General features: G+C 71.1%; 18 protein-coding genes. 15 read left to right on the top strand and 3 right to left on the bottom strand.

Going from position 1 to position 21,154, the window contains the following annotated elements:
• Positions 1-23 precede the first annotated feature (23 nt).
• Positions 24-1,010 carry an ATP-binding protein gene (locus ACIOGX_RS11495; protein WP_383961663.1) on the bottom strand — a complete coding sequence of 329 codons (987 nt, stop codon included), beginning with the start codon at positions 1,008-1,010 and terminating at the stop codon, positions 24-26.
• 102 nt (positions 1,011-1,112) lie between these two features.
• On the opposite strand from ACIOGX_RS11495, the gene ACIOGX_RS11490 reads away from it, so the two are divergent.
• Positions 1,113-1,991: an oxidoreductase gene (locus ACIOGX_RS11490; protein ID WP_401912246.1), complete on the top strand. Its 879-nt coding sequence runs from the start codon at positions 1,113-1,115 to the stop codon at positions 1,989-1,991.
• A 408-nt stretch (positions 1,992-2,399) separates the two neighbouring features.
• On the opposite strand, the gene ACIOGX_RS11485 is transcribed toward ACIOGX_RS11490, so the two are convergent.
• Positions 2,400-3,236: an HAD-IB family hydrolase gene (locus ACIOGX_RS11485; protein ID WP_356515362.1), complete on the bottom strand. Its 837-nt coding sequence runs from the start codon at positions 3,234-3,236 to the stop codon at positions 2,400-2,402.
• A gap of 514 nt (positions 3,237-3,750) precedes the next feature.
• Here ACIOGX_RS11485 and ssd point away from each other — a divergent pair.
• Genes ssd through ACIOGX_RS11450 form a run of 7 tightly spaced genes read left to right on the top strand, consistent with a single transcriptional unit; the run spans position 3,751 to position 8,837 of the window.
• Positions 3,751-4,854: a septum site-determining protein Ssd gene (gene ssd / locus ACIOGX_RS11480; RefSeq protein ID WP_356515364.1), complete on the top strand. Its 1,104-nt coding sequence runs from the start codon at positions 3,751-3,753 to the stop codon at positions 4,852-4,854.
• Positions 4,851-6,038, top strand: coding sequence for a TadA family conjugal transfer-associated ATPase (locus ACIOGX_RS11475; RefSeq protein ID WP_356515366.1), 1,188 nt, complete (start codon positions 4,851-4,853; stop codon positions 6,036-6,038). The genes ssd and ACIOGX_RS11475 overlap by 4 nt, the downstream gene beginning before the upstream one ends.
• An 11-nt stretch (positions 6,039-6,049) precedes the next feature.
• Positions 6,050-6,916, top strand: coding sequence for a type II secretion system F family protein (locus ACIOGX_RS11470; RefSeq protein ID WP_401913359.1), 867 nt, complete (start codon positions 6,050-6,052; stop codon positions 6,914-6,916).
• Positions 6,913-7,716: a type II secretion system F family protein gene (locus ACIOGX_RS11465; protein ID WP_401912242.1), complete on the top strand. Its 804-nt coding sequence runs from the start codon at positions 6,913-6,915 to the stop codon at positions 7,714-7,716. The genes ACIOGX_RS11470 and ACIOGX_RS11465 overlap by 4 nt, the downstream gene beginning before the upstream one ends.
• A 50-nt stretch (positions 7,717-7,766) precedes the next feature.
• Positions 7,767-7,967, top strand: a complete 201-nt coding sequence (locus ACIOGX_RS11460; protein ID WP_401763787.1) for a DUF4244 domain-containing protein — start codon at positions 7,767-7,769, stop codon at positions 7,965-7,967.
• The gene (locus ACIOGX_RS11455) at positions 7,954-8,415 is read left to right on the top strand and encodes a TadE family type IV pilus minor pilin (protein ID WP_401912239.1); all 462 of its coding nucleotides are present in this window, start codon (positions 7,954-7,956) and stop codon (positions 8,413-8,415) included. The genes ACIOGX_RS11460 and ACIOGX_RS11455 overlap by 14 nt, the downstream gene beginning before the upstream one ends.
• A complete protein-coding gene (locus ACIOGX_RS11450; protein ID WP_356515372.1) occupies positions 8,412-8,837 on the top strand; it encodes an Rv3654c family TadE-like protein in 426 nt (141 codons plus the stop codon). Before ACIOGX_RS11455 ends, ACIOGX_RS11450 begins: the two co-directional genes overlap by 4 nt.
• On the opposite strand, the gene ACIOGX_RS11445 is transcribed toward ACIOGX_RS11450, so the two are convergent.
• Positions 8,834-11,320 (bottom strand): DEAD/DEAH box helicase, encoded by a 2,487-nt coding sequence (locus tag ACIOGX_RS11445; RefSeq protein WP_356515374.1) that lies wholly within the window; start codon positions 11,318-11,320, stop codon positions 8,834-8,836. The genes ACIOGX_RS11450 and ACIOGX_RS11445 overlap by 4 nt on opposite strands.
• Before the next feature lie 79 nt (positions 11,321-11,399).
• Between ACIOGX_RS11445 and ACIOGX_RS11440 the strand changes: the two genes are divergently transcribed.
• The 7 genes from ACIOGX_RS11440 to topA all read left to right on the top strand — a co-directional run bounded on the left by ACIOGX_RS11440 (position 11,400) and on the right by topA (position 21,090).
• Complete coding sequence (locus ACIOGX_RS11440) at positions 11,400-11,753, top strand: STAS domain-containing protein (RefSeq protein ID WP_003967428.1); 354 nt, start codon at positions 11,400-11,402, stop codon at positions 11,751-11,753.
• A 102-nt stretch (positions 11,754-11,855) separates the two neighbouring features.
• On the top strand, positions 11,856-12,299 hold the full coding sequence (locus tag ACIOGX_RS11435; RefSeq protein ID WP_356515377.1) for an ATP-binding protein: 444 nt from the start codon (positions 11,856-11,858) through the stop codon (positions 12,297-12,299).
• A 247-nt stretch (positions 12,300-12,546) separates the two neighbouring features.
• Positions 12,547-14,958 (top strand): sodium-translocating pyrophosphatase, encoded by a 2,412-nt coding sequence (locus tag ACIOGX_RS11430; RefSeq protein WP_401912236.1) that lies wholly within the window; start codon positions 12,547-12,549, stop codon positions 14,956-14,958.
• Between the two features lie 253 nt (positions 14,959-15,211).
• The gene (locus tag ACIOGX_RS11425) at positions 15,212-15,793 is read left to right on the top strand and encodes a small secreted protein (RefSeq protein ID WP_356515381.1); all 582 of its coding nucleotides are present in this window, start codon (positions 15,212-15,214) and stop codon (positions 15,791-15,793) included.
• A 169-nt stretch (positions 15,794-15,962) separates the two neighbouring features.
• A complete protein-coding gene (locus ACIOGX_RS11420) occupies positions 15,963-17,474 on the top strand; it encodes a methyltransferase (RefSeq protein WP_401912234.1) in 1,512 nt (503 codons plus the stop codon).
• A 156-nt stretch (positions 17,475-17,630) separates the two neighbouring features.
• A complete protein-coding gene (locus tag ACIOGX_RS11415; protein ID WP_129766714.1) occupies positions 17,631-17,828 on the top strand; it encodes a hypothetical protein in 198 nt (65 codons plus the stop codon).
• A gap of 394 nt (positions 17,829-18,222) precedes the next feature.
• The gene (topA, locus tag ACIOGX_RS11410; RefSeq protein WP_401912231.1) at positions 18,223-21,090 is read left to right on the top strand and encodes a type I DNA topoisomerase; all 2,868 of its coding nucleotides are present in this window, start codon (positions 18,223-18,225) and stop codon (positions 21,088-21,090) included.
• Positions 21,091-21,154 lie beyond the last annotated feature (64 nt).

Genomic DNA, 21,154 nt, shown 5'->3' with positions numbered 1-21,154 from the left:
ACGGGCGGCCTCGGTGTTCCCCTTCAGGAGGGCTGGGGCACGGCCAGTGCTTCGCCGAGGACGAAGGCGGGGTCGACCTGCGTAGCGAGGTCGACGCCCGTCTTCGCGTTGCCCCAGCTCTCCGCGTTCCTGAGGTGGAAGTGGACCATCTGCCGCGTGTACCGCTCCCAGTCGCGGTGCTCGTACGAATCCTCCGCCGCGTCCTGGAGCGTCTGGAGCGCGCAGCGGTTGTCCGCCTCCAGGAGTTCGAAGCGGATCGGCCGGCCCTTCTCCATCGCCCGGACCCAGTCGGAGTGGCCCACCGTGATGAGCAGGTCGTCGCCGACCTCCTCGCGCAGGAAGTCCAGATCGTCCTGCCCCTGGACCTTGTTGCCGATGACCTTCAGCGAGACGCCGAAGTCCCGCGCGTACTCCTTGTACTGGCGGTATACGGACACGCCCTTGCGCGTCGGCTCCGCCACCAGGAACGTCATGTCGAACCGGGTGAACATCCCGGACGCGAACGAGTCCGAGCCCGCCGTCATGTCGACCACCACATACTCGTCCGGGCCGTCGACCAGATGGTTGAGGCACAACTCGACCGCGCCGACCTTGGAGTGGTAGCAGCTCACCCCGAGATCGGACTCGGTGAAGGGACCGGTGGCCATCAGCCGGATCTCGCCGTCGTCCAACTGGACGGTCCGGGCGCACGCGTCGTACACCGGATTGTTCTCGCCGACCCGGAGCAGCCGCGACCCCTCACCCGGCGGGGTCGTCTTGATCATCGCTTCTGCCGACGGGATCCGCGGGTTGTTGCCCCGCAGGTAGTCCTTGATCAGCGGAAGATGCGCACCCATCGCGGGCAGCGCGGCGGCTTCCGACTCGTCGAGGCCGAGCGCGGCCCCGAGATGCTGATTGATGTCGGCGTCCACCGCGACGACGGTGGCTTCGTTGGCGGTCAGATGACGGATGAAGAGCGAGGACAGCGTGGTCTTGCCGCTGCCGCCCTTGCCCACGAAAGCGATCTTCATGTTCACCTAGGGTAGTGGCAATCTCGCTCAAGGTGAGCGTGTTGAGTGAGGAAGACCACTCCAAGGTGGGGTGCGCGGCCCGGACGCGTAGCCTCGCTACTTATGAGTACGACTTCCTCTGACGCCTCCTTCGCGCCCCGGCCGGAGGATCCCCTGCTCGCGCTGGCCTCTTTGCCCGGGGTTCCCGACGCGGTGGATTCCGTACGCAAGGCGGTCGACCGCGTCTACGGCCACCGTGTGATGCGGCGCCGCAGCAACGAGGTCACCTCCGAGGCGGCCCTGCGCGCGGCGCGCGGTTCCGCGGCACTGTCCGGTGCCGAGTGGGCGCTCGAAGAAGTGCGCCGGCGCAGCGACTTCGGTTCGGAGGCCGAGGCCCGTACGGTCGGCGCGGCACTCCGGCTGAACGCCGAGGCCGGTCAACTCCTCTCCATCTGGGGGCAGTCACCGCTGCGCGTGCTCGCCAGGCTGCATCTGGTGGCCGCGGGGGGCGCGGGTGTCACGGACGGGACCGTGGGGCGGCCCCGGCTGGCGGGCGAACCGGTCGTGGAGGCGCCCGAGTGTGATGTTCCGGAACCGTTGGACAAGGCTCCGCTGCCGACGGCGGACGAGGTGGCCGGACGACTGGAGGGGCTGTCGCGGCTGGTGATCGCGCCGAGCAGGGCGCCCGCCCTGGTGACTTCGGCGGTGGTGCACGGCGAGCTGCTGGCGCTGCGCCCCTTCGGCTCGTACAACGGCCTGGTGGCGCGGGCGGCCGAGCGCGTAGTGCTGATCGGCAGCGGCCTTGACCCCAAGTCGGTGTGTCCGGCGGAGGTGGGGCACGCGGAACTGGGGCGCTCGGCGTACGCCGCCGCCTTCGATGGCTATCTGTCAGGCACCCAGGAGGGGATGGCCGCGTGGATCACCCACTGCGGGCGGGCGATGGAGCTGGGAGTCCGGGAGTCCACCGCCGTGTGCGAAGCGCTTCAGCGGGGAGCTGCCTGAGCCTGGTCGCCGAAGAGCACGGTGGCCTCGGCGAAAGTGGCCTGAACAGGGTTGCGGCGGCGCCTCATTGGCACCGCCGCTGGCACGTCCACCGAGTTACCAAGCGTCCTCGTTATGTTGCCCATCAGGTCGGGTACTTCGCCCGTCACCTGGTGCGGCTGGCCCGTAATCGACGGGTCGACGTCGCGTGGGTGCTCAGTTTTCATGCTCGGTCCGTGTGGCCTGGTGCGTACAACAGGTGATCCTCTCGGATGTCCTTGGTCTCGCGGGCCGTTGACTCCTTTCTACTCCTGTCCGCGGGGATACGAAACCCCTGGTTGGACTTCTTTACTTTTGGGTTCAAATAATGTCAAAACGGTCATGGGTTGCGTGCCCTGGCCGACCGGCTGACCGTGGGGCCGGATGGCGTCAGGCGAGAGTCGACTGCCGTCGCCTGGTGGCGTACCAGACCAGACCTGCCGTCGCGGCGGCCGCGCCCACCGCTGCCGCCGCGACCAGGGCCGGCCGGGGTGGCATGGAGAACGCGGGCAGGCGCTGCTTGAGACGGACGGGCCGGTTGAAGACGAGAATCGGCCAGTCGCGCGCCATCGCCTCCCGGCGCAGCGCGCGGTCCGGGTTGACCGCGTACGGGTGGCCCACCGACTGGAGCATCGGTACGTCGGTGAAGGAGTCGCTGTACGCGTAGCAGCGGGAGAGGTCGTACCCCTCCGACGCGGCGAGCGCCTTGATCGCCTCGGCCTTGGTCGGCCCGTACGCGTAGTACTCCACCTCGCCCGTGAAGCAGCCGTCGGCGCCGACGACCATCCGGGTGGCCACCACCCGGTCGGCGCCGAGCAGATCGCCGATGGGCTCGACGACCTCCGCGCCGGAGGTGGACACGATCACCACATCGCGGCCGGCGGTGTGATGGTCCTCGATGAGGGACGCCGCCTCGTCGTAGATGATCGGGTCGATGAGATCGTGCAGTGTCTCGGCGACGATCTCTTTGACCTGCTGGACGTTCCAGCCCTTGCAGAGCGCGGAGAGATACTCGCGCATCCGCTCCATCTGATCGTGATCTGCTCCTCCGGCGAGGAAGACGAACTGCGCGTATGCGGTGCGCAGTACGGCGCGGCGGTTGATCAGGCCGCCTTGGTAGAAGGACTTGCTGAAGGTCAACGTCGATGACTTCGCAATGACCGTCTTGTCCAGGTCAAAGAAGGCTGCTGTACGCGGCAAGGAGTGGTTTTCCACGAGGCCGAGCATATGCGCCCACCATTCGGCGTAAGCTGGGGCGCGTGGGTTTGCCTGAGAAGGCTCTCGGGTACACCATGGAAGTCACGGATCGTTCGCGACCGTGCTAACCCGGTCCGGCTCCTCCCCCCCCCGAGTCGGCCGTGGGGACGACCCCCGCTCTCCCCCCCGGCGGGGGTCGTCGCATGTCCGGACGCGTTTTTGGCTCGTCGAAGCCACTCGTCCCCCTTTCTGAAGCTCTCTGCGCGATGGCGCCTCCGCGAGCATGCCCGTCACCGTGTGTAGCCAATGCACTGCTCTCCGGAAGTCACTGGTATGAGCTACCGGGATATTCACAACTGGTGAGTTGTCCACAGTTTTCAAGCAAGATCCACACGATTTCTTGTTGCGTTGCACGGTGATTCCTGCCGCGAAGTTCGCGGAAGCCGGAATCACGGATACCGGATCACTGCGAGATCGCGGAGAGAAGCGCTCGCGGATAGCCGGATCGAAGAAGAGATAGGGGGCGGAGATCGTGGCTGGATCCATGACATCCGATCGTTCGCGGATCGGCGGCGGAGGCGGGGCGGGACCGCTGATTCTGACCGAGGATCTGGAGTTGCTCGACGATCTGCTGAGGCTCTGTGCCGCGGCCGGCGCCGAGCCTCAAGTCCACCATTCGGTGCCGGAGCGGAAGGGGTGCTGGGAGGACGCGCCGATGGTTCTCGTCGGCGATGACGCGGCGGCGCGGTGCCGTGGCGCCACCCGCAGACGGGACGTGATGCTCGTCGGGCGGGACCAGGACGACCCGGGTGTGTGGCGGCGAGCGGTGGAGATCGGCGCGGACTGCGTGCTGAGGCTGCCCGACGCCGAAAGCTGGCTTGTCGACCGGATCGCGGACGCCGCCGAAGGGGTGGGTCGGCCCGCGCTCACCGTCGGTGTGATCGGCGGGCGGGGTGGCGCGGGGGCTTCGACGCTCGCGTGCGCCCTGGCCGTCACCGCGGCGCGCGCAGGGCGGCGCACGATGCTCATCGACGCCGATCCGCTCGGCGGTGGCCTTGATGTGGTGCTCGGCGGCGAGCAGGCGGAGGGCAGAAGGTGGCCGGATTTCGCCGCTTCCAAGGGACGTGTCGCGGGCGGCGCGCTGGAGGAGTCGCTGCCCCGGCTCCACCAACTGCGGGTGCTCAGCTGGGACCGCGGCGATTCGGTGACGCTCCAGCCGGAGGCCATGCGGTCGGTGCTCGGGGCGGCCCGCAGGCGCGGCGGAGTCGTGGTCGTGGATCTTCCCCGGCGCGTCGACGAAGCCGTGGCGGAGGCCCTGGCGCAGCTGGATCTGGGACTGCTGGTGGTGCCCGCCGAACTGCGGGCCGTCGCCGCGGCCGGCCGGGTGGCCTCGCTGGCGGGCATGGTCCTCAGGGATCTGCGGGTGGTGGTCCGTGGTCCGTACGCCGCCGGGCTGGACGAGCGGTGGATCGCCGACGCGCTCCGGCTGCCCCTGGTGGGTGAACTGCCCCTGGAGCCGGGTCTGTCGGAGTCCCAGGACGGCGGGGCGCCGCCGGGATCCCGGGCGCGAGGACCGCTCGCCGCGTTCTGTACGGCCTTCTGGGAGCGGGCGCTGGCCGGGGCCGGGGACGGGAGCGTGACGACATGAGCGGCGGCGCGACGGCCGGAATGACCGGCGGCGCGGTGGCGTACGGGCTGCTGGACGCCGTACGGCAGCGGCTCGCGGAGAGCGGGGCGGACCCGACACCGGCCAGGGTGGCGGCGGCACTGCGGGCTCAGGGGCGGCTGCTGGGCGATACGGAAGTGCTCGGCGCCGCGGCGGAGTTGCGGTGCGAGCTGGTGGGGACGGGCCCTCTGGAGCCGCTTCTCGACGACCCCTCGGTGACGGACGTGCTTGTCTCCGCGCCCGACCGGGTGTGGGTGGACCGGGGCGGCGGTCTTGAGCTGACAGCCGTGACGTTCACCGACGCCGCCTCCGTACGGCGACTGGCACAACGGCTCGCGGCCGTGGCCGGGCGGCGGCTGGATGACGCCAGACCCTGGGTGGACGCGCGACTGCCCGACGGGACACGGATGCACGCGGTGCTGCCGCCGGTGGCGGTCGGCTCGACCTGCCTCTCGCTGCGGGTGGTGCGGCCCAAGGCATTCTCGCTGCCCGAGCTGACCGCGGCGGGGACGGTACCGCCGGGCGGGGAGCGGGTGTTGCGGGCGCTGATCGAGTCCCGGCTGTCGTTCCTGATCAGTGGCGGTACGGGCACGGGAAAGACCACGCTCCTGTCCACGCTGCTCGGTCTGGTCGGCGAGCGCGAGCGGATCGTACTGGCCGAGGACTCCGCCGAGTTGAGGCCCGATCATCCGCATGTGGTGCGGCTGGAGGGCCGGCCGGCGAACCAGGAGGGCGCGGGGCTGGTAACGCTGCGGGATCTGGTCAGACAGGCGCTGCGGATGCGGCCGGACCGGCTGGTCGTCGGCGAGGTCCGGGGGCACGAGGTCACGGAACTGCTCGCCGCCCTGAACACGGGACACGAAGGCGGCTGCGGCACCGTACACGCGAATACGGCGGCGGACGTGCCCGCGCGTCTGGAGGCGCTGGGAACGGCGGCCGGCCTCGACCGGGCGGCGCTGCACAGCCAGCTGGCGGCCGCGCTGTCGGTCGTGATCCATCTCGTACGGGACCGTGACGGGCGCCGGAGGATCGCCGAGGTGCATGTGCTGGAACGGGATCCGGCAGGGCTGGTGGTGCCGGTGCCCGCGCTGCGCTGGGGCGCCGGAGGATTCGCGGACGACCGTGGCTGGCCGCGGCTGCTGGCGCTGGTCGGAGGCGCGCCGTGACGGCTCTGACGATGTATGTCACCGCTTTCGCGGCGGTGCTGTTCGCCGGGGGAGCGGTCCGGCTGGCCGTCGGCCAGGAGCGGGGCTTGCGCCGGGCCAGACGGCTGCTCGCGGCCTCGGGCTCGTCCGTCGCCGCGGTGCCGGGGGCGCCGCCGTGGGAGCGATGGCTGCCGAGGGCCCGCGAGCGGGCGCGGCGGATGCGCGGGAAGTGGCTCTGCCTGGCACCCGCGGTGCTGCTCGCGCTGGTGGGCGAGTCGGTGCTGCCGCTGCTCGGCGGCGCGCTCGCGGTGCCGCTGGTGGGACGGTGGCTGCGCGGCAGGGAGCGGAGGAAGGCGCGCGAACTGCGGGCCGACAGGATCGTCGCGCTGTGCGGCACGGCCGCGGGCGAACTGCGAGCCGGTCTGCAACCCACCCAGGCCTTGCTGGCCGCCGCGGGATCGACCGGTGGCCTGGGAAGCGCGGAGGGCGCCGTGCTGGCGGCCGCGCGGTTCGGCGGTGACGTCCCCGACGCCCTGCGGAAGGCGGCGCGTGAGCCGGGAGCGGACGGCCTCATGGGGCTCGCGGCCTGCTGGCGGGTCGCTGTGGACGGCGGGGCGGGGCTCGCCGCCGGGCTGGATCGCCTGGACGCGGCGCTGCGGGCGGAGAGGGAACAACGGGAAGGGTTACGAGCCCAGCTGGCGGGCGCCTGGGCGACAGTCGTGGTGCTGGCGCTGCTTCCCGTGGTGGGCCTGGCGCTGGGATGGGCCCTGGGCGCGGATCCGCTGCGTGTCCTGCTGCACACCCCGGCCGGGCTCGGCTGTCTGCTGGTGGGCGGGCTGCTGGAGGGCGTGGGCCTGTGGTGGGCCGCCCGGATCGTACGGACCGGGGAGGCGCCGTGACGGGGGAGTTCACCCACAGGCTGTGGGCGGTCGTCACGGCGCTCACCGCGACCGGATCTGTGGCCCTGGTGTGTCTGGCCTCGATGTCTCTCGCCTTTGCCGTGGAGGCCGGGCGGCGTGAACGGCGGGCGCGGGCACGGTTCGTGGCCCTGTTGGCGGTGGCGTACGGACGGCGGCGGCCACGGCCCCGGGCGGCTGCGGTGTGGGCGCGGCGCTGGGGTCCGCCGGGCGTCGCGGTGATCTTCGGCTGGGTCATGGTCGGCGGGGTGGCCGGCTGGCTGGTCGGGCTCGCCGGGGCGTACGGGGTCCGCAGGTGGTCGCGTACGAGAAAGCGGGACGACCGTACCGGTACCGATGAGGCGGCCCGTCAGCTCCCGCTCACCGCGGATCTGCTGGCCGCCTGCATCGCGGCCGGGGCGGGGCCGCGCGAGGCGGCGGAGGCGGTCGGGGAGTCGCTGGGCGGCCCCGTCGGCGACCGGCTGGCACGGACGGCCGCGGAGTTGCGGCTCGGCGGCGAACCGGCCGAGGCGTGGGGGCGGTTCGGAGAGATACCGGGCGCGGCGGGACTGGCCCGCTGTCTCGAACGGGCGGGATCGACGGGAGCGCCGGCCGCCGAGCCGGTGTCGCGGCTGGCCGCGGGCTTCAGGGCGGAACGAGCCCGGACAGCGGTGGCCAGAGCCCAGCGGGCCCAGGTGCTGATCACGGCCCCGGTGGGGTTGTGCTTCCTCCCCGCCTTCCTGGCGGTGGGGGTGGCGCCGGTGGTCATCGGCCTGGCGAGCGGACTGCTGAACGGCAACTGACCAACTTTCTACGGCCTCTACGGCCGCTACGGCTTCTACGGGGAGATGACATGTGGATGAGGATCCGACGAATGCGGCGGGTACGGCCGCGCGGGGCCCGGGGCGACGCCGGGATGACCACGTCCGAGTACGCGGTGGGGACGATCGCCGCCTGCGCGCTCGCGGCGATGCTCTACAAGGTGGTCACGAGCGGGCCCGTGGTGGGCGCCTTGCAGTCGTTGATCGGGAGGGCGCTCAATGCGCAGTTCTGAGACGGCCCGTACGCACCCGGCCCGGGGCCGCCGCCCGGTCCGTGACGGCGACCGGGGGTTCGTGACGGCGGAGGCGGCGGTGGCGGTACCTGCGCTGGCCGTGTTCGCCCTGGCCCTCGTCTGGGCCCTGATGGCGGCCTCCGCGCAGATCCGGTGCGTGGACGCGGCGAGGGCGGGGGCGAGAGCGGCCGCCAGAGCCGAGCCACGGCCCGCGGCGGTGGCCGCCGCCCGTTCGGCCGCCCCGGCGGGCGCCAGGGTCGCTCTGGGCCGTACAGGCGATCTGTGGCGGGTGCGGGTGGAGGCCAGGACGCCTGGACCGGGCGCCCTGGCCCTCACGCTCACCGCTGAGGCCGTCGCGTCGGCGGAGGACGCGGTGGACGCCCTGGACCCCGTACAGGCCGCGAGAGACGGCTCTGGGGGCCCGCACACGGCCGGAGCGGCGCCATGACCGGGGACCGGGCCGGAGACCGGGCCAGGGGCGGGGCCGCCAGGGCCAGGGCAACGAGCCGGGACCGTGGTTCGGCGACGGTGTGGGCGGCGGTGGCGGCGACGGCGCTGTGCGCGGTCTTCGCCCTGGTGCTCGCCATGGGGCAGGCGGTCGTCACCCGGCACCGGGCGGGCGCGGCGGCCGATCTGGCGGCCCTCGCCGCGGCGGACCACGCGCTCCTCGGGTCGGCGGACGCCTGCCGCAGAGCGGTCGAGGTGGCGGCGGCACAGGGATCGGAGGTGGTGCGGTGCGTGGTGAGTGGTGAGATCGCGGACGTGACGGCGCGGGCGGCCTTCGGGCCGTACACCCCGACGGTCAGGGCGCGCGCGGGACCACCGCTCCCCGTGCCTCCGCCGGGCACTGTGCCAGGTCTCGCGGGCTAGTAGGCCACGGTGGACGCGTCCGCGACCACGTCCGCGTCGGGGGCGTTGCCGAGCAGCTCGGTCAGCAGTCGTACGGCACCTCGTTTGTGCAGGGGGTCGTTGCCGTTGCCGCACTTCGGGGACTGGATGCAGGACGGACAGCCGGCGTCGCACTCGCAGGAGGCGATCGCCTCGCGCGTGGCCGTGAGCCACTCACGGGCTGTCCGGAAGGCCCGCTCCGCGAAGCCCGCGCCGCCGGGATGGCCGTCGTACACGAAGACCGTCGGCAGCAGTGTGTCCGGGTGGAGGGGCACGGACACCCCGCCGATGTCCCAGCGGTCGCAGGTCGCGAAGAGCGGCAGCATCCCGATCGAGGCGTGCTCGGCGGCGTGCAGCGCGCCGCCCAGCTGCTCCGGATTGACCCGGGCCCGGTCGAGCTGGTCCTCGGTGACCGTCCACCACACGGCCCGGGTGCGGAGCGTCCGTGGTGGCAGGTCGAGTTTGCTCTCGCCCAGTACCTCGCCGGTGATGAGCCGGCGGCGCAGAAAGGAGACCACCTGGTTGGTGACTTCGACGGAGCCGTAGCAGAGGCGTCCCTCGCCCCACGGGATCTCCGTGTCGGTTTCGAGCACGGAGATGGCGGTGGTGTCGCGGGCGGTGGTGGAGTACGGCGGGTTCGCCTCCTCGACCAGGGCGACCGAGTCCGCCAGATCGAGCCGCTTCACCAGGTACGTACGGCCCTGGTGGAGGTGGACGGCACCGTCGTGGACGGCGGTGTGGGAGGCGGCTTCGTCGACCGTGCCCAGCAGCCGTCCTGTCCCCGCCTCGACGATCTGGACGGGACTGCCGCCCTCGCCCCGGATGTCGGCGAGGTCGGCGGCCCGCTCGCGGCGAGTCCAGTACCAGCCGGAGTTGCGGCGCCGCAGCAGCCCCGCGGTCTCCAGCTGCGGGAGCAGGTCGGGTACGGCGGGGCCGAAGAGCGTCAGATCGGCTTCGGTGAGCGGGAGTTCCGCAGCCGCCGCGCACAGATGGGGGGCGAGGACATACGGGTTGTCGGGGTCGAGGACGGTGGACTCGACGGGCTGCCGGAACAGCGCCTCGGGGTGGTGGACGAGGAAGGTGTCCAGCGGATCGTCCCGCGCGACCAGGATGGCCAGCGCTCCCTGCCCGGAGCGTCCGGCCCGGCCCGCCTGCTGCCACAAGGAGGCGCGCGTGCCCGGATATCCGGCGATGACGACGGCGTCCAGGCCCGAGACGTCGATGCCCAGCTCCAGGGCGGTGGTGGCGGCGAGGCCGAGCAGTTCGCCGGAGTGCAGGGCGTTCTCCAGGGCGCGGCGTTCCTCGGGGAGGTAGCCGCCTCGGTAGGCGGCGACCCGGCGGGCCAGCGAGCGGTCCACCTCGGCCAGCCGTTCCTGGGCGATGACGGAGATGAGTTCGGCGCCGCGCCGGGAGCGTACGAAGGCGACCGTGCGGACGCCCTGGACGGTCAGGTCGGTGAGGAGGTCGGCGGTCTCGGCGGTGGCGGTACGGCGGACGGGGGCGCCCTTCTCGCCGTGCAGCTCGGTGAGCGGCGGCTCCCAGAGAGCGAAGACCAGCTCGCCGCGCGGTGAGGCGTCGTCGGCGACCTCGTGGACGGGCAGACCGGTGAGCCGGCCGGCGGCCTGGGCCGGCTCCGCGGCCGTCGCCGAGGCGAGCAGGAAGACCGGATTCGCTCCGTAACGGGCGCATACGCGGCGGAGTCGCCGCAGTACCTGCGCCACATGGGAGCCGAAGACGCCGCGGTAGGTGTGGCACTCGTCGATGACGACATAGCGCAGCGCGCGCAGGAAGGAGGCCCAGCGGGGGTGGGACGGGAGTATCCCCCGGTGCAGCATGTCCGGATTGGTCAGCACGTAGTTGGCGTACTGCCTGACCCACTCCCGCTCCTCGACGGGGGTGTCACCGTCGTAGACGGCGGGGCGCACGTGATTGCCGAGCGGGGCGGCGAGTGCCTTGACGGCGCGCCGCTGGTCGGCGGCGAGCGCCTTCGTCGGGGCGAGATAGAGCGCGGTCGTTCCCCGGCCGTTGGGCGCCTCGGAACCGTCGAGGAGGGTGGTCAGTACGGGGGCGAGGTACGCGAGGGACTTGCCGGAGGCGGTGCCGGTGGCGATCACGACGGACTCGCCGTCCAGGGCGTGCTCGGCGGCGGCCGCCTGGTGGGCCCACGGATGGTCGATACCGGCCCGCTGAATGGCGTTGATCACTTCCGGGCGGATGCGGTCGGGCCAGACTGCATGACGCCCCGCACGTGGGGGCAGGTGCTCCGTATGGGTGATGCGCGCAGCACGGCCCGCCCCCGTGGCGAGCCGGTCCAGGACCGTACGGGGGGAGGGGCGGTTGCCCCCGCTCTCGGGGGGTCCACTGGGGCGGTGATTCCTGGCCATCGGCATCGAGTGTGTCACTGGCGTGACGGACAATGGTCTCAAGGCGTCGTGCATGACTGCTGGTAAGTGATTGAATGCCATCGCGGCTGGCGATACGTCCCCTGGCTCCGTCGGGGAGACCCGAGGGGCGACCGCTCGATAGCAAGGTGCTGGAGGATCCGTGGACCTGTCCCTGTCGACTCGCAATGTGTCCGGCCCTGGTGGCGACCGTACGGTCGTCGAGGTCGGTGGCGAGATTGATGTGTATACCGCGCCCAAGCTGCGCGAGCAGTTGGTCGAGTTGGTGAACGACGGCAGCTACCACCTGGTTGTCGACATGGAGGGCGTGGACTTCCTGGACTCGACCGGTCTCGGCGTGCTCGTGGGTGGCCTGAAGCGTGTGCGCGCCCATGAGGGCTCGCTGCGCCTGGTCTGCAACCAGGAGCGCATTCTCAAGATCTTCCGGATCACCGGCCTGACCAAGGTGTTCCCGATCCACACCACGGTCGACGAGGCCGTAGCGGCCACCGACTGAGGTCGGCCGCGTCTTCCGGAGGAGAGAGGGCAGAGGCACCGGGCGTGATGCCCGGCGCCCGCGCCCGTGAGTTTCCACGCTCGTACGTTCGAGGGGGATCGCATGGCCACCGTTGAACTCCGCTTCAGCGCCCAGCCCGAACACGTCAGAACGGCCCGTCTGGTGGCGGCCGCCGTGGCTCGTCGGGCAGGCGTCGATGAAGCTGTGTTGGACGAGGTCAGACTCGCGGTCGGTGAAGCGTGCAGCCGGGCGGTCGGGCTGCACCGCAGCCATGGCATCACCGCTCCGGTGAGAGTCGTGCTGAACGAGGAGGAGAAATCCTTCTCCATCGAGGTCGGCGACGGCGTCACGGCGGGTGGTGCCGCCGGGGAACCCCGCGACGGCGCGGCGCCGGCCGATTCCCACGAGAGCGACGCCGAGGGCGAGGACGAGATGGGTCTCGCGGTCATCAGCGGGCTCGTCGACGATGTGGAAGTCACCTCGGGCGACGACGGTGGCGTCATCCGGATGAGCTGGCCGACGGCCTCGGCCGTCGCGCTGCCCTGACGGCGCCGCCACCGGCCCTTTCGGGCGGCCGAACGGCGAGCCGGTGATCCATTCCAGGAAGGCCCTGCTGAGCAGGGCCTTTCTCTTTTCCATCGGATTATCGATCACTAATTAACGCGCTTATCCCATTACCCTTTCCAAGGCCATTCGATAAGTCAAGGTCAATTGCATGTGGCGTGCTCTGTTTTGATCAGGTTCCGCTCCCTACAATCCGTCCATCTTGAACGCTGAGCGTCAAGGAGGACGAATGGCGGGGCACTTCCAACCACAACTGTCCGAGCACCCCACTTCTCTCGCCGCGGCGATACTCACGGATGACAACCGCGTCATCGTGATCGTCATCGCGGTCGTCGCGCTGGCGGCGCTGTTCGTTGCCCAGCTGCTGGTGCGCCAAGTGCTGGCGGCCGGCGAGGGCACCGACTCGATGAAGGAGATCGCGGCCGCGGTGCAGGAAGGCGCGAATGCCTATCTGGCACGGCAGTTGCGCACTCTCGGCGTATTCGCCGCCGTGGTGTTCTTCCTGTTGATGTTGTTGCCGGCCGACAACTGGTCACAACGCGCGGGACGTTCGTTGTTCTTCCTGGTGGGTGCGCTTTTCTCGGCGGCCACCGGTTACATCGGCATGCGACTCGCCGTGCGCAGTAATGTGCGGGTGGCGGCGGCCGCGCGTGAGGCGACACCGGCGGAGGGTGAGCCGGAGAAAGATCTCACGGCCGTTTCACACAAAGCCATGAAGATCGCATTCCGTACGGGTGGCGTGGTCGGCATGTTCACGGTGGGCCTCGGTCTGCTCGGTGCCTCCTGCGTGGTGCTCGTCTACGCCGCCGACGCCCCCAAGGTGCTGGAGGGCTTCGGCCTCGGCGCCGCACTGATCGCCATGTTCATGCGAGTCGGCGGCGGCATCTTCACCAAGGCGGCCGACGTCGGCGCCGACCTGGTCGGCAAGGTCGAGCAGGGGATCCCCGAGGACGATCCGCGCAACGCGGCGACGATCGCCGACAACGTGGGCGACAACGTCGGCGACTGCGCGGGCATGGCCGCAGACCTGTTCGAGTCGTACGCGGTGACGCTCGTCGCCGCGCTGATCCTCGGCAAGGCGGCGTTCGGGGACTTCGGGCTGGCCTTCCCGCTGATCGTCCCCGCGATCGGGGTGATCACCGCGATGATCGGCATTTTCGCGGTCGCCCCGCGCCGCTCCGACCGCAGCGGGATGAGCGCCATCAACCGCGGCTTCTTCATCTCCGCGGTGATCTCGCTCGCGCTGGTGGCCGTGGCGTCCTTCGTCTACCTGCCCTCCACGTACGCCGAGCTGGACGGGGTCACGGACCAGGCGATCCTGACGCACAGCGGTGACCCGAGGGTGCTCGCCCTGCTCGCGGTGGCCATCGGGATCGTGCTGGCGGCCCTGATCCAGCAGCTCACCGGCTACTTCACCGAGACCGGCCGGCGCCCGGTCAGGGACATCGGAAAATCCGCCCTGACCGGCCCCGCCACCGTCGTGCTCGCGGGCGTGGCCATCGGTCTGGAGTCCGCGGTCTACACGGCGCTGCTGATCGGTCTCGCGGTCTACGGGGCGTTCCTGCTCGGCGGTACGTCGATCATGCTCGCCCTCTTCGCGGTGGCCCTGGCGGGCACCGGGCTGCTCACCACCGTCGGCGTCATCGTGGCCATGGACACCTTCGGGCCCGTCTCCGACAACGCCCAGGGCATCGCCGAGATGTCCGGCGACGTCGAGGGCGCGGGCGCGCAGGTGCTCACCGACCTCGACGCCGTGGGGAACACCACCAAGGCCATCACGAAGGGCATCGCCATCGCCACGGCCGTGCTCGCCGCGTCGGCGCTCTTCGGCTCGTACCGGGACGCCATCGCCACGGCCGTCGCGGAGGTGGGGGCCAAGGCGGGCGAGCTGACGCTCAGTCTGGACATCTCGCAGCCCAACAACCTGGTCGGGCTGATCCTGGGCGCCGCGGTCGTCTTCCTCTTCTCGGGGCTGGCGATCAACGCGGTCTCGCGGTCGGCCGGCTCGGTGGTGTACGAGGTGCGCAGGCAGTTCCGCGAGCACCCCGGGATCATGGATTACACCGAGAAACCGGAGTACGGCCGGGTCGTCGACATCTGCACCAAGGACGCGCTGCGCGAGCTGGCCACCCCGGGACTGCTCGCCGTCCTGACCCCCATCGCCGTCGGCTTCTCGCTCGGTGTGGGCGCGCTCGGCTCGTTCCTGGCCGGCGCGATCGGTACGGGCACGCTGATGGCGGTCTTCCTCGCCAATTCGGGCGGTGCCTGGGACAACGCCAAGAAGCTCGTCGAGGACGGCCATCACGGCGGCAAGGGCAGTGAGGCCCACGCCGCGACGGTCATCGGGGACACCGTGGGAGACCCGTTCAAGGACACGGCGGGTCCCGCCATCAACCCGCTGCTGAAGGTGATGAACCTGGTGGCGCTGCTCATCGCCCCGGCGGTGGTGCAGTTCAGTTACGGAGCCGACGCCAGCGCCGGGGTCCGGGCGCTGGTGGCGGTGCTCGCCCTCGTCGTCATCATCGGCGCGGTCTACGTCTCCAAACGGCGTTCGGTCACGGTGGACGGCGGGGGTGAGGGCGGCGGGGGCGGTTCCGGCGGCGGGAGCGAGAAGTCGCCCGCCCCGGTGACGGCTCCCTGACGGCTGACGGCCCCCTGACGGCTGACAGCTGACGCCCCTGACGGCTGCCGAACGCACAGGAGCGGGCGGGTGGCGCGGAGTGACGCGCCGCCCGCCCGCTCGCGCCGGCCAGGGGCGGCGTACGCCCGGCGTGAGGTGTCTCTCTCTTGGTGCAAATGGCTGCAATAGGGTATTGAACGGACGTTTGGCGCGCGGTTGTCGCCCACTTGGCGTGTATGTTCCGGGGCCGAGAGCCTTGGAAGGGACCCATCCGGTGAACAAGAAGCTTGTGGCCGCGCTGTCCGGCGGTGCGGTGCTGCTCATGGCGCTGTCCGGCTGCAGTGGTGATGACAGCGAACAAAAAGTGAACGACTGGGCCAAGAAGGTCTGTGACCAGGTTCAGCCTCAACTGACGAAGATCGCGGACGCCAACACCTCCATCCAGCAGGCGACCTCCGACAGCAGCAAGCCCGCTGATGTCCAGAAGGCCGACTCGGCTGCCTTCCAGGCCATCTCCGACGCCTACAAGGCGCTGGGCTCCGCCGTGGACGGCGCGGGCGCCCCGCCCGTCGCGGACGGCGAGAAGACCCAGAAGGAGGCCGTCAAGGAGCTCAACGCCACCGCGACGGCGTACGCGGGCCTCAAGACGAAGGTCGACGCGCTCGACACCAAGGACCAGGCGGACTTCGCCGACGGCCTCAAGGGCGTCGCGGACGAGCTGGACAAGCTCGGCAAGAGCGGTGACCAGGCGCTCCAGAAGCTCCAGTCCGGCGACGTCGGCCAGGCGATGGCGAAGCAGGCCGGCTGCCAGAAGCCCCCGTCGACGGCCGGGGGGGCCGCTTCCCCGGCGGCGTAACCCCGCGGCACGCCACGGCACCCCACCGCGGGCACGCGGTCCGCTCCCGGGCGCCCGCAGGCGCTTCGGACCGCTCCGGAACGCGGTCGCACGCGGCCCGCGGCCCGGTCCCCCGAACGGAGGGACCGGGCCGCGGGCCGTTGTCAGTGGCAGCCGCCACAATGTGGGGGTGAGTACGACCAGCCTTCCCGCGCCCGACCACTCGCCCCGACTCCGTGCGGCCCTGCTCGCCGCCGACTTCACCGCCGACGGCCTGCTCGACCTGCTCGGCGCACCCGCCTATGCCGCGCTGGCGCGCAGCGAGACCGTGCCCGCGCTCCGCGCCACCCCCGGCGATACCCCGCTCGAAACGCTCGTACGGCTCTTCCTGCTCCAGCGGCCGGTCCCGGGGGAGCGCGCGGCGGCCGCGCTGCCGCTGGACGAGGCGCTCGCCGACGGCTGGGTCGCCCAGGACGGGGACGACATCCACGCGACGGTGGACGTACGGCCGTACAGCGGGCCCGAGGGGCAGGACTGGTTCATCGTCTCCGACCTGGGCTGCGCGGTCGGCGGCGCCTCGGGCGCGGGCGGCCACGACGAGGGGGTGGTGCTCGGCGTCGGCGGCGCCTCGACGACCCTGGCCGGGATCACCGTGCGTACCCCGGTCGGGAGCGCGCTCGATCTCGGCACCGGCTCCGGTATCCAGGCGCTGCACGCCGCCCAGCACGCCACCCGCGTCACGGCCACCGACCTCAACCCCCGGGCGCTCGGCTTCACACGGCTGACGCTGGCCCTCTCCGGCGCCCCCGCCGCCGAGCTGCGCGAGGGCTCCCTCTTCGAGCCGGTCGCGGACGAGACGTACGACCTGATCGTCTCGAACCCGCCCTTCGTCATCTCGCCCGGCGCCCGGCTCACCTACCGCGACGGCGGGATGGGCGGGGACGATCTGTGCCGCACGCTCGTCCAGCAGGCGGGGGAGCGGCTGAACGACGGCGGATTCGCGCACTTTCTTGCCAACTGGCAGCACGTGGAGGGGGAGGAGTGGCAGCAGCGGCTGCGCTCGTGGGTGCCGCGCGGCTGCGACGCCTGGATCGTGCAGCGCGAGGTCCAGGACGTGACGCAGTACGCCGAGCTGTGGCTGCGCGACAGCGGTGACCACAGGACCGACCCGGAGGAGTACACCGCGCGGTACGAGGCGTGGCTGGACGAGTTCGAGGCCCGTAAGACCAAGGCCGTCGGCTTCGGCTGGATCACGCTCAGGAAGACGGGAGCCGGAGAGCAGTCGATCGTCGTGGAGGAGTGGCCGCATCCGGTGGAGCAGCCGCTCGGCGAGACCGTACGGGCCCACTTCGAGCGCCAGGACTATCTGCGGACGCATGACGACGCGGCGCTCCTCGCCGGCCATTTCGTACTGGCGCCGGAGGTGGTCCAGGAGCAGGTGGGGCTGCCGGGCGCGGAGGACCCCGAGCATGTGGTGCTCCGTCAGCACCGCGGTATGCGCCGGGCCACGAAGGTCGACGCGGTCGGGGCCGGTTTCGCGGGGGTCTGTGACGGGACCCTGAGCGCGGGACGGATCCTGGACGCGATCGGCCGGCTGATGGGGGAGGACCCGGTGCTGCTCAGGGACCGTACCCCGCAGGCGATCCGGCTGCTGGTGGAGGAGGGATTCCTGGCGCCGGCGCCGGCGCCCGCGCCCCGCTGACGGTGCCGCGGTGAGGGCGGGCCTCGGCGTGCGGGTGAAAGCGCGCGCGCGGCGTTCACCCGGAATTCGCGCCGGTGACGCCCCGGGGTGCCAGCCTCGGCCCACTGACACCTCGGCGCCCCGCAGCGGGTGCCACGGAACGAGCGGGGTACGGGCATGGAGAGTGGGCCGGCGATCTTCGCGGGGACGGCGTTCACGCTGTTCGGCGCCGCGCTGCTGCTGTGGACGGGGGCGCGCGTTCTGCACCGCGCGCCGGTGGCCCACGGCGTACGGCCTGCGGCGTCCATCACGCTCGCGACACTCTCGGGCGTGGTCTTTCTCGCTCTCGGCGTGTGGTGCTTCGGTCGTATCTGAGGATTTCCGACGTATCCGGACCCGGTTTCCGGACGCCGGAGCGGGGGACCTCCGGCATGATCGGCACGTCCGTACGCGGCTCCGGCAGGCCGCCGGACCTGCACCGGACACGCCGAGGGCCCTTGATCCGGCACCATCACCGCGTGCCCCGGCGGAATCACCGCCTCCGCGTTCCGGCGCGACGAGCCCGGGGGTCCGGGCGGCAGGAATGACTGGAGTCGGGTTACCGTTCGAGTGGCCGTTGCGGGCTTTCGCCGTTTGACACGGGGGCGGGTTGTACCGTCACACTCCGCAGCGAAGCAGCGTCACCGCTGGGCCGTACCGGGCCCCGCCACGACATACTGCCGTACTGCCGTACGAGCCCACCGAGCGTCGACCGGAGAGAAGAGCGAAGTTGTCCCCGACCAGCGAGACCGCACACGGCGGCCGCCGACTCGTCATCGTCGAGTCGCCTGCCAAGGCGAAGACGATCAAGGGCTACCTCGGCCCTGGCTATGTCGTCGAGGCGAGCGTCGGGCACATCCGCGACCTCCCGAACGGCGCCGCCGAGGTGCCCGAGAAGTACACCGGCGAGGTGCGCCGCCTCGGCGTGGACGTCGAGCACGACTTCCAGCCGATCTACGTCGTCAACGCCGATAAGAAGGCCCAGGTCAGAAAGCTCAAGGAGCTGCTGGCCGAATCCGACGAGCTCTACCTCGCCACCGATGAGGACCGCGAGGGCGAGGCCATCGCGTGGCACCTCCAGGAAGTCCTGAGGCCCAAGGTCCCGGTCCACCGGATGGTCTTCCACGAGATCACCAAGGACGCGATCCGGGCCGCCGTCGCCAATCCGCGCGAGCTGAACAAGCGCATGGTCGACGCCCAGGAGACCCGCCGCATCCTCGACCGGCTCTACGGCTACGAGGTCTCGCCGGTCCTGTGGAAGAAGGTCATGCGCGGCCTCTCGGCGGGCCGCGTCCAGTCCGTCGCCACCCGCCTCGTCGTCGAGCGCGAACGCGAGCGCATCGCCTTCCGCTCCGCCGAGTACTGGGACCTGACCGGCACGTTCTCCACCGGCCGTGCCGGAGACGCCTCCGACCCGTCCTCGCTGGTCGCACGGCTGAACGCGGTCGACGGCCGGCGCGTCGCCCAGGGCCGTGACTTCGGTCCGGACGGCCGGCTCAAGTCCGACCAGGTGCTGCATCTGGACGAGGCCAACGCGCGGGCGCTCGCCGCCGCCCTGGAGAACGCCTCCTTCTCCGTACGCTCGGTCGAGTCCAAGCCGTACCGCCGCTCGCCGTACGCCCCCTTCCGTACGACGACGCTCCAGCAGGAGGCCTCGCGCAAGCTGGGCTTCGGGGCGAAGTCCACGATGCAGGTCGCGCAGAAGCTGTACGAGAACGGCTTCATCACCTATATGCGTACGGACTCGACGACGCTCTCGGACACCGCCATCTCGGCGGCCCGCGCGCAGGTCACGCAGTTGTACGGGGCGAGCTACCTGCCGGACAGGCCGCGGACGTACGCGGGCAAGGTCAAGAACGCGCAGGAGGCGCACGAGGCGATCCGTCCCTCGGGCGACCGGTTCCGTACCCCCGCCGAGACCGGACTGACCGGCGATCAGTTCAAGCTCTACGAGCTGATCTGGAAGCGGACCGTCGCCTCGCAGATGAAGGACGCGGTCGGCAACAGCGTCACCGTCAAGATCGGTGGCAGGTCGAGCGACGGCCGGGACGCGGAATTCTCCGCCTCCGGCAAGACGATCACGTTCCACGGCTTCATGAAGGCGTACGTCGAGGGCGCGGACGACCCGAACGCGGAGCTGGACGACCGCGAGCGCCGGCTGCCGCAGGTCGCGGAGGGCGACGCCCTCTCCGCCGAGGAGCTCTCGGTGGACGGCCACGCGACGAAGCCGCCGGCCAGGTACACCGAGGCCTCGCTGGTCAAGGAGTTGGAAGAGCGCGAGATCGGCCGCCCGTCGACCTATGCCTCGATCATCGGCACCATCCTCGACCGCGGCTATGTGTTCAAGAAGGGCACGGCGCTCGTCCCGTCCTTCCTCTCCTTCGCCGTGGTCAACCTGCTGGAGACGCACTTCGGCCGACTGGTCGACTACGACTTCACGGCCAAGATGGAGGACGATCTCGACCGCATCGCGCAGGGTGAGGCCCAGGCCGTGCCGTGGCTGCGGCGCTTCTACTTCGGCGAGGGCGACGACCACAACGCGGGGGTCGCCTCGGGCGCCGGGAACGGCGACGGCGACCACCTCGGCGGCCTCAAGGAACTGGTCACGGACCTCGGCGCGATCGACGCCCGGGAGATCTCCTCGTTCCCCGTCGGCGACGGGATCATGCTGCGCGTCGGGCGGTACGGCCCGTATGTCGAGCGGGGCGAGAAGGACGAGGAGGGCCACCAGCGCGCCGATGTGCCGGAGGACCTGGCGCCCGACGAGCTGACGGTCGAGTACGCCGAGGAACTGCTGGCCAAGCCGAGCGGTGACTTCGAGCTGGGCGCGGACCCGGAGAGCGGTCACCAGATCGTGGCGAAGGACGGCCGTTACGGGCCGTACGTCACCGAGATCCTGCCGGACGGCACCCCGAAGACCGGCAAGAACGCGGTCAAGCCGCGTACCGCCTCGCTCTTCAAGTCCATGTCCCTGGACACGGTCACGCTCGCCGACGCCCTCAAGCTGATGTCGCTGCCGCGGGTGGTCGGCACGGACGCCGAGGGCGTCGAGATCACCGCGCAGAACGGCCGGTACGGCCCGTACCTGAAGAAGGGCACGGACTCGCGGTCGCTGGAGACCGAGGACCAGCTCTTCAACATCACGCTGGACGAGGCGCTGGCGATCTACGCCCAGCCCAAGCAGCGGGGCCGGGCCGCGGCCAAGCCGCCGCTGAAGGAGCTGGGTACGGACCCGGTGAGCGAGCGGCCGGTCGTGGTGAAGGACGGGCGGTTCGGCCCGTACGTCACGGACGGCGAGACGAACGCGACGCTGCGGACCGACGACAGCGTCGAGACGATCACCCCGGAGCGGGGTTACGAGCTGCTCGCGGAGAAGCGCGCGAAGGGGCCGGCCAAGAAGACCGCGAAGAAGGCGGCGAAGAAGGCTCCGGCGAAGAAGGCCCCCGCCAAGAAGGCGACGACGGCGAAGAAGGCCGCCGCGAAGACGACGACCGCCAAGACGGCGGCGAAGAAGACGACGGCGAAGAAGACGGCCGCGAAGTCGGCGGCGTCCTCGGCCTCGGCCTCGGCTTCAACTTCGGCCAAGTCGGGCGAATAGGCAGCCTAGTTCGGGAGCCGGATTCGGGAGTCGGGTTCGGCCGGCCGAGTCGGCTGAGCCGCGG

It is taken from the genome of Streptomyces sp. NPDC088147 (assembly GCF_044741565.1).
Classification (GTDB): Bacteria; Actinomycetota; Actinomycetes; order Streptomycetales; family Streptomycetaceae; genus Streptomyces.
This window is presented reverse-complemented; position numbering and strand designations above follow the sequence as displayed.

Coding starts and splice junctions, on each gene's coding strand:
- ACIOGX_RS11495 (WP_383961663.1), bottom strand. CDS start 1,010: ATGAAGATCGCTTTCGTGGGCAAGGGCGGCAGCGGCAAGACCACGCTG.
- ACIOGX_RS11445 (WP_356515374.1), bottom strand. CDS start 11,320: ATGGCATTCAATCACTTACCAGCAGTCATGCACGACGCCTTGAGACCA.
- ACIOGX_RS11430 (WP_401912236.1), top strand. CDS start 12,547: ATGGCGGGGCACTTCCAACCACAACTGTCCGAGCACCCCACTTCTCTC.
- ssd (WP_356515364.1), top strand. CDS start 3,751: ATGACATCCGATCGTTCGCGGATCGGCGGCGGAGGCGGGGCGGGACCG.
- ACIOGX_RS11470 (WP_401913359.1), top strand. CDS start 6,050: ATGTATGTCACCGCTTTCGCGGCGGTGCTGTTCGCCGGGGGAGCGGTC.
- ACIOGX_RS11490 (WP_401912246.1), top strand. CDS start 1,113: ATGAGTACGACTTCCTCTGACGCCTCCTTCGCGCCCCGGCCGGAGGAT.
- ACIOGX_RS11475 (WP_356515366.1), top strand. CDS start 4,851: ATGAGCGGCGGCGCGACGGCCGGAATGACCGGCGGCGCGGTGGCGTAC.
- ACIOGX_RS11435 (WP_356515377.1), top strand. CDS start 11,856: ATGGCCACCGTTGAACTCCGCTTCAGCGCCCAGCCCGAACACGTCAGA.
- ACIOGX_RS11460 (WP_401763787.1), top strand. CDS start 7,767: ATGTGGATGAGGATCCGACGAATGCGGCGGGTACGGCCGCGCGGGGCC.
- ACIOGX_RS11455 (WP_401912239.1), top strand. CDS start 7,954: ATGCGCAGTTCTGAGACGGCCCGTACGCACCCGGCCCGGGGCCGCCGC.
- ACIOGX_RS11415 (WP_129766714.1), top strand. CDS start 17,631: ATGGAGAGTGGGCCGGCGATCTTCGCGGGGACGGCGTTCACGCTGTTC.
- ACIOGX_RS11450 (WP_356515372.1), top strand. CDS start 8,412: ATGACCGGGGACCGGGCCGGAGACCGGGCCAGGGGCGGGGCCGCCAGG.
- ACIOGX_RS11485 (WP_356515362.1), bottom strand. CDS start 3,236: ATGCTCGGCCTCGTGGAAAACCACTCCTTGCCGCGTACAGCAGCCTTC.